Annotated in this window: 7 protein-coding genes; 4 read left to right on the plus strand and 3 right to left on the minus strand. The window is 70.7% G+C overall.

Going from position 1 to position 6,694, the window contains the following annotated elements:
- Nucleotides 1-82 precede the first annotated feature (82 nt).
- Nucleotides 83-874, plus strand: a complete 792-nt coding sequence (locus ADK57_RS46340; RefSeq protein ID WP_053755830.1) for an RNA polymerase sigma factor SigF — start codon at nt 83-85, stop codon at nt 872-874.
- 7 nt (nt 875-881) lie between these two features.
- On the opposite strand, the gene ADK57_RS46345 is transcribed toward ADK57_RS46340, so the two are convergent.
- Nucleotides 882-1,214: an ANTAR domain-containing protein gene (locus ADK57_RS46345; protein WP_053755831.1), complete on the minus strand. Its 333-nt coding sequence runs from the start codon at nt 1,212-1,214 to the stop codon at nt 882-884.
- Between the two features lie 167 nt (nt 1,215-1,381).
- Between ADK57_RS46345 and ADK57_RS46350 the strand changes: the two genes are divergently transcribed.
- Nucleotides 1,382-2,185, plus strand: a complete 804-nt coding sequence (locus ADK57_RS46350; RefSeq protein WP_053755832.1) for a VOC family protein — start codon at nt 1,382-1,384, stop codon at nt 2,183-2,185.
- Between the two features lie 61 nt (nt 2,186-2,246).
- Here the strand turns inward: ADK57_RS46350 and glgX are convergent, their stop codons facing one another.
- Nucleotides 2,247-4,361, minus strand: a complete 2,115-nt coding sequence (gene glgX / locus ADK57_RS46355; RefSeq protein WP_053755833.1) for a glycogen debranching protein GlgX — start codon at nt 4,359-4,361, stop codon at nt 2,247-2,249.
- Between the two features lie 26 nt (nt 4,362-4,387).
- Nucleotides 4,388-4,900, minus strand: a complete 513-nt coding sequence (locus ADK57_RS46360) for a hypothetical protein (protein ID WP_053755834.1) — start codon at nt 4,898-4,900, stop codon at nt 4,388-4,390.
- Nucleotides 4,901-5,230: 330 nt separating this feature from the next.
- Here ADK57_RS46360 and ADK57_RS46365 point away from each other — a divergent pair, with 330 nt between their 5' ends.
- Both ADK57_RS46365 and ADK57_RS46370 read left to right on the plus strand, forming a co-directional pair.
- Nucleotides 5,231-5,530 carry a DUF5133 domain-containing protein gene (locus tag ADK57_RS46365; protein WP_053755835.1) on the plus strand — a complete coding sequence of 100 codons (300 nt, stop codon included), beginning with the start codon at nt 5,231-5,233 and terminating at the stop codon, nt 5,528-5,530.
- Nucleotides 5,531-5,602: 72 nt separating this feature from the next.
- On the plus strand, nt 5,603-6,694 hold a 1,092-nt coding region (locus ADK57_RS46370; RefSeq protein WP_159050253.1), incomplete at its 3' end, for a maltotransferase domain-containing protein.

The raw sequence follows: 6,694 nt of genomic DNA on the forward strand, positions 1-6,694 counted from the left end.
GGCCGCGGGTGTCCTCCGCAAGGTCCGAGCCCGCGCCCCCGCGGTTCTGTCCATCCAGCACCTGCTGAGGGAGGCGCGCACCATGCCTGTCACAGGCAGAACAAAGCCGCATCCGCACGACGACGCCCCGGACACTGCCGCCGATTTCGCACGCCTTGCGCGCCTGCCCGCCGGCCCGGCACGCAAGGCGCTCCGCGACGAACTGGTCGAGACCTGGCTTCCGATGGCCGAACGGATCGCCGTCCGCTTCCGGGGGCGCGGCGAGTCCCTGGAGGATCTGTACCAGGTGGCCGCCCTCGGCCTCGTCAAGGCCGTCGACCACTACGACCCGAAGCGGGGATGCGCCTTCGAGGCGTACGCCGTGCCGACCGTCACCGGCGAGATCAAGCGGCACTTCCGTGATCACATGTGGACGCTGCACGTGCCGCGCCGCGTCCAGGACCTGCGCAACCGGGTGCGTCAGGCCACCAAGGAGCTGTCGCAGACGACTCCGGGCCGACCGCCGACCCTCGCCGAGATCGCCGAGTTCGCGCGTATGAGCGAAGACGAGGCGCGCGCCGGGATGGAGGCTCTGGAGTGCTTCACCGCGCTGTCGCTGGAGGCCGAGATGCCCGGCACCGAGGGGTACGCCCTGGGTGACGCGATCGGCGGCCCGGACCCGGCCTTCGACACGGTCGTCGACCGGGTTGCCGTACGGCCCTGCCTGGAGGCGCTCCCCGAGCGCGAGCGGACCATCCTCTACCTGCGCTTCTTCCGGGGCATGACGCAGAGCAGCATCGCGGACCAGCTCGGCATCTCGCAGATGCACGTCTCCCGGCTGCTCAGCAGCTGCTTCGACCGGCTGCGCGAGGAGATCCTCACCGAGGCCCGATGAGCCGCCGTCACTCCGGCGGTATCCCCGGAATCTGCGTGGGACCGTAGCGGTCGAGGGCCTCCTCCAGCTGGGCGCGGATTTCCGGGGGCATTTCCCCGGCCCGCCCCCACAGGAGGATCAGGTCGGCGACGGTGCGCAGCTTGATGTTGGTGTGCTGGGAGACGTCCTTCAGCACTTCCCACCCCTGGTCGGGCGTGACTCTGCCGAGCGCGACGACCATGCCGATCGCCTGGTCGACGACGGCGTGCGAGGCGACCGCCTCCTTGAGCTGGTCGATCTCTTCCTGCAGCTCGAAGATGCGGTCCGACTCGTCGGCGGGCTCGTCCGGTACTGCTGACACGTTTCCATCCTGTCACTCGTCCGGCCCCGCGCCACCGGGCGGGACGCGGACAGACCACCGTTTCGGTGGCGCCACCGGGGTACTCGGCAGGCGCCCCGAGCGGTTCCGGTCGGACACTGGTACGAGAGCTGTGGCCCGCCGGCCGACGAGAGCAGGACACGAACGCCATGAACCACGACGTGAGACCGCCCCGCGCCACCAAGAACGTCCTGTCCACGCACTCCGTCTTCGGCGCGCCCTGCTGGGTGAGCCTGACCAGCCGGGACCAGCAGAGCACGGAGGAGTTCTACGGGGCCGTGCTGGGCTGGGAGTGGCAGCCGGTGAAGCTCGGCGACCGCTTCCGGGTCGCACTGGCGGACGGCAGACCGGTGGCCGGGATCGCCGCGGTGGCCTCCATGTGGCAGATGGCGGTGGCCTGGACGCCGTACTTCGCCGTGCCGAGCGCCGACGAGGCGGCGGCGCGGGCCCAGGAGCGCGGTGGTACGACGGCGGTGGGGCCGCTGTCCTTCCCGCCCGGGCGGGCGGCGCTGCTCGCCGACCGGGACGGCGCGGCCTTCGGGATCTGGGAGGGCGAACTCGTCGCGAACTGGGAAAGCTGGCGCGAGGCACAGCCGGCCTTCATCAAGCTCCACACGCGCGACGCCTTCGACGCCGCCATCTTCTACGGCGAGGTCCTGGACTGGGCGTCGGACCGTCCCGGCTGCTGCGAGGTGCGCTACGAGGGTGGCGAGGTCGTTCTGCGCAGCCGCGGCGACGTGGTGGCGCGCATCGAGTCGGGTGCGCTGGAGTCGGCTCCGGACCCCACGATCCGGCCGCACTGGCAGGTCCACTTCGCGGTCGCGGACGTGGCGGCCTGTGTGCGGGCCGCGGAGGTGCACGGCGGCAGCGTGCTGTCCAAGGGCAGCGAGGAGGCCATACTGCGCGACCCCGACGGCGCGCAGTTCACGGTGACCTCGCGGCGCGAACGCTGACAGGGCGCAGGATCGCGGCCCCGGGCGATTCGCCCCCGGCCGCGATCCTGTGCGCCGGGCGTCACCCGGCGGTGCGCGAGGGCCTCGACAGCAGGATGAGGCTGCGTGCCTCGGCCGTGATCTGCGTGCCCGCCTTGTGCTCGGCCTCGTCGGCGCCCTGCGGCTCGGCGGTGTCGATCAGTGTCGTCCAGCGTTCGCCGTAGGTGACGTCCGGCAGGAGGAACTCCACCGGCTCCCAGTAACCGTTCAGCAGGAGCAGGAAGGAGTCGTCCAGCACGCGCTTCCCGCGCTGGTCGGGCTCGGCGATGGCGTCGCCGTTGAGGAAGACGCCGACGGAGTGGGCATCGGAGCGCTGCCAGTCCTCGTCCGTCATCTCGCGTGCGTCCGGCAGCAGCCACACCAGGTCGGGCAGCGGCTGGCCCGCGTGCGTCACGGTCTCGCCGCGGAAGAAGCGGCGCCGGCGCAGCACGGGGTGGCGCGCGCGCAGCCCGATGACGTACCGGGTGAAGTCGTTCAGCGCCTGCTGGTCCTCGGTCAGCCGCCAGTCGACCCAGGAGACTTCGTTGTCCTGGCAGTAGGCGTTGTTGTTGCCGCGCTGGGTGCGGCCCAGTTCGTCGCCGTGGCAGAGCATCGGAATGCCCTGCGAGAGCAGCAGTGTGGCCAGGAAGTTGCGCTGCTGACGGGCCCGCAGGTCGAGGACGGCCGGGTCGTCGGTCTCGCCCTCGACGCCGCAGTTCCAGGAGCGGTTGGTGCTCTCGCCGTCCTGGTTGCCCTCGCCGTTGGCCTCGTTGTGCTTGTCGTTGTACGAGACGAGGTCGCGCAGGGTGAACCCGTCGTGCGCGGTGACGAAGTTGACGCTGGCGCGCGGGCGGCGCCGGCTGTGCTGGTACAGGTCGGCGGAGCCGGTCAGCCGGGAGGCGAACTCGCCGAGCGTGTGCGGCTGGCCGCTCCAGAAGTCCCTTACGCAGTCCCGGTACTTGCCGTTCCACTCCGACCACAGGGGCGGGAAGTTGCCCACCTGGTAGCCGCCCTCCCCCACGTCCCACGGTTCCGCGATCAGTTTGACGCGGCTGATCACCGGGTCCTGCTGGATGAGGTCGAAGAACGCCGACAGCCGGTCCACCTCGTGGAACTGCCGCGCCAGCGTGGCCGCGAGGTCGAAGCGGAAGCCGTCGACGTGCATCTCGGTCACCCAGTACCGCAGCGAGTCCATGATCAGCTGAAGTACGTAGGGGTGCCGCATCAGCAGGCTGTTGCCGGTACCGGTGGTGTCGTAGTAGTGGCCCCAGTCCCCGTCCACGAGGCGGTAGTAGGACGCATTGTCGATGCCGCGGAAGGAGAGGGTCGGGCCCTTCTCGTTGCCCTCGGCGGTGTGGTTGTAGACGACGTCCAGGATCACTTCGAGGCCGGCCGCGTGCAGCGCCTTCACCATCGACTTGAACTCCGTGACCTGCTGGCCGCGGGTGCCGTGGGCGGCGTAGGCGTTGTGCGGGGCGAAGAAGCCGATGGTGTTGTAGCCCCAGTAGTTGGACAGGCCGCGATCCGTGAGCACGCCGTCCTGCACGAACTGGTGAACCGGCATCAGCTCGACGGTCGTCACGCCGAGCGACGTCAGGTGCTCGACGACCGCCGGGTGCGCGAGCCCCGCGTAGGTGCCGCGGAGTTCGGGCGGGACGTCGGGGTGGGTCCGGGTGAGTCCACGTACGTGCGCCTCGTAGATCACACTGTCGGCGTACGACCCCCCGAGCGGCCGGTCGTCACCCCAGTCGAAGGCCGGGTCGGTGACCACGCCGAGCATGGTGTGTCCGGCGCTGTCGGCCGGGGAGGGACCGTCCGCCGCCCGCTCGAAGAGCGAGGCGTGGTTGTCGACCTGCCCGTCCACGGCCCTGGCGTACGGGTCGAGGAGGAGCTTGGCCGGATTGCACCGGTGGCCGAGAGCCGGCTGCCAGGGGCCGTGCACCCGGAAGCCGTAACGCTGCCCGGGTCCGACGCCCGGCAGGTAGCAGTGCCAGACGAAGCCGTCGACCTCGGTCATCGGGGCGGAGCGGTGCTTGCCCTGGTCGTCGACGAGGACCAGCTCGACGCGTTCGGCGACCTCGCTGAACAGGGCGAAGTTGGTGCCGTTCCCGTCGTGGGTGGCGCCCAGCGGGAAGGGGCGCCCGCTCCAGACGGGCACCCCTTCCCGGTGCGGTCGACGCGCGGTCACCGTGCGTCCTCCAGAACGCCCTCGGGTGTGCTCGCGGGCCCGGCGAGGGCCGCGACGGGCACCTCGCGGGGCACCTGGAGCACCTCGCGCAGGGTGGGCGACGGTGCCGTCGGGACGAGCGGGACACGCCCGCCGGCGCGGGCGCGCTGCGAGAACCAGATGACCTTGCTGCCGGTGTCGGTGGCGCAGCAGCCCCAGCCGTCGCTCATCGCGGCGATGTGCTCCAGGCATCCGCGCAGGTCCTGGTCCGGGCGCAGGTCGCAGTCGTTCTCACCGATGGCGGTGATGAGGTGCTGGCCGTTCCACCACATCTCGATCGACGTGTTCTTGTCCGTGGCGTGCTCGTCGATGGCCTTCAGCAGCATCTCGGTGCCGCGACAGACGGGCTCGACCAGGATTTCCAGGTCCCAGTACCGGAGGTGAGCGGCCAGGATGCGCCTGACCTGTCCGACCCGTTCCGGGCTGACCTCCACGTCGAGGTGGTAGTAGCTGGGCGATGCGGTCTTCATCGTCGTTGGCTCCTCACCGGCGAAGCTCTCGCTTCCCCTCGCCCCCTGCGGGGCCTGGGGCCCCGAACACGAAGCGTGAGCACTGATCGCTTCTGAGTCACCTCATGGTGAGTGGCCTACGCCATTCGTGCAACACGAGCGAACGGGTGAGGTGACCGAGGCGACGGAAAGCTCCCGAGGTGGTTGAAGCTCCAACAAGACGCTGAGTCGTCACGCGTGCACCATGTGTGAAGACCTCGATGCCCGTAACGGATCCGTGCGCGCCCGCACACGGCCGCCGCCCGACGGTCGGGAAACGCGCGATCGAGCCCTTGGAAGGTGAACGGCGCCATGCTGCTGCCGGCCAAAGCCGAAGTGGCCCGCCAACTGCGGCGGTACCGGGTGTGGGAACGCATCATGCTCGCGACCCCCACCGACCGCAGGGTCCGGGCCACTTTCGAGGACTCGGGCTACACCCTGTGCGTGCTGATGGGGAAGCGCTGCGCGCGCGAGGCCGCGGACGCCGCCGAACGCTATCTGCGGACCACTCTGGCCGCCTATCTCCTGGAGGAGACCGAGCGTCCCGGCAGGCGCGCCCGGCGCAGACGGGGCCCGCCGGCCGCTGACCGGCGTTCCCCCGCGGGGAGGTAGACACCTTCCGGCGCAGCTTGGATCCCCGGCCGGGCCACAGGCCCGGCCTCGAGCACGGCGGAGGTGCATCCCATGAGTTCGAACCAGGTCATCGGCCGCATTCCGGTGCGGGACGTCAGGCCGGCGGTGGAGTGCGGCAGGCGTCCGGCGAAGGCCGTCGTGGGCGAGACGTTCGAGGTCACCGCGACCGTGTTCCGCGAGGGCCACGACGCGGTCGCCTGCAACGTCGTCCTGACGGATCCGGAGGGCGGACACGGTCCGTGGACGCCGATGCGGGAACTGGCCCCCGGCACCGACCGCTGGGGCGCCGAGGTCACCCCCGACGTCGAGGGCCGCTGGACGTACCGCGTCGAGGCGTGGAGCGACCCGCTGGCCACGTGGCGCCGCACGGCCCGTATAAAGGTCCCGGCCGGCATCGACACCGGACTGGTCCTCGAGGAGGGCGCCGACCTGCACGAACGGGCGTCGGCCGGCGTGCCGCAGGGCCCGGGGCGTGCGGCGGTGCTGGCGGCCGTGGAGACCTTGCGCAACGACATCCTGCCGGTCGCGACGCGTCTGGCCGCCGCGTTGACGCCGGAGGTGGACGCGGTCCTCGCCCGGTATCCGCTGCGGGAGCTGGTGACGGCGTCGGAGACACTGCCGTTGCTGGTGGAGCGGGAGCGGGCGTTGTACGGCTCCTGGTACGAGTTCTTCCCACGCTCCGAGGGCACGCCCGAGCGACCGCACGGCACCTTCCGCACCGCGGCCCGCCGCCTGCGAGCCATCGCCGCCATGGGCTTCGACGTCGTCTACCTGCCGCCGATCCACCCGATCGGCCAGACCTTCCGCAAGGGCCGCAACAACACCCTGTCGGCCGGGCCGGAGGACGTCGGCGTTCCGTGGGCCATCGGGTCCCTGGAGGGCGGTCATGACGCGGTCCACCCGGATCTGGGGACGATCGAGGACTTCGACCGGTTCGTACGTGAAGCGAGGGCTCTGGGTCTGGAGATCGCTCTCGACTTCGCGTTGCAGTGCTCGCCCGACCATCCGTGGGTGCAGAAGCATCCGGAGTGGTTCCACCACCGCCCGGACGGCACGATCGCGTACGCGGAGAACCCGCCGAAGAAGTACCAGGACATCTACCCGATCGCCTTCGACGCCGACATGGACGGCCTGATCGCCGAG

Origin of the sequence: Streptomyces sp. MMG1533 (assembly GCF_001279775.1) — a bacterium.
Lineage (GTDB): Bacteria > Actinomycetota > Actinomycetes > Streptomycetales > Streptomycetaceae > Streptomyces.

Excerpts from the sequence above, each read along its gene's own strand:
- ADK57_RS46340 (WP_053755830.1), top strand. The coding sequence starts at position 83 with ATGCCTGTCACAGGCAGAACAAAGCCGCATCCGCACGACGACGCCCCG.
- ADK57_RS46350 (WP_053755832.1), top strand. The coding sequence starts at position 1,382 with ATGAACCACGACGTGAGACCGCCCCGCGCCACCAAGAACGTCCTGTCC.
- ADK57_RS46360 (WP_053755834.1), bottom strand. The coding sequence starts at position 4,900 with ATGAAGACCGCATCGCCCAGCTACTACCACCTCGACGTGGAGGTCAGC.
- ADK57_RS46365 (WP_053755835.1), top strand. The coding sequence starts at position 5,231 with ATGCTGCTGCCGGCCAAAGCCGAAGTGGCCCGCCAACTGCGGCGGTAC.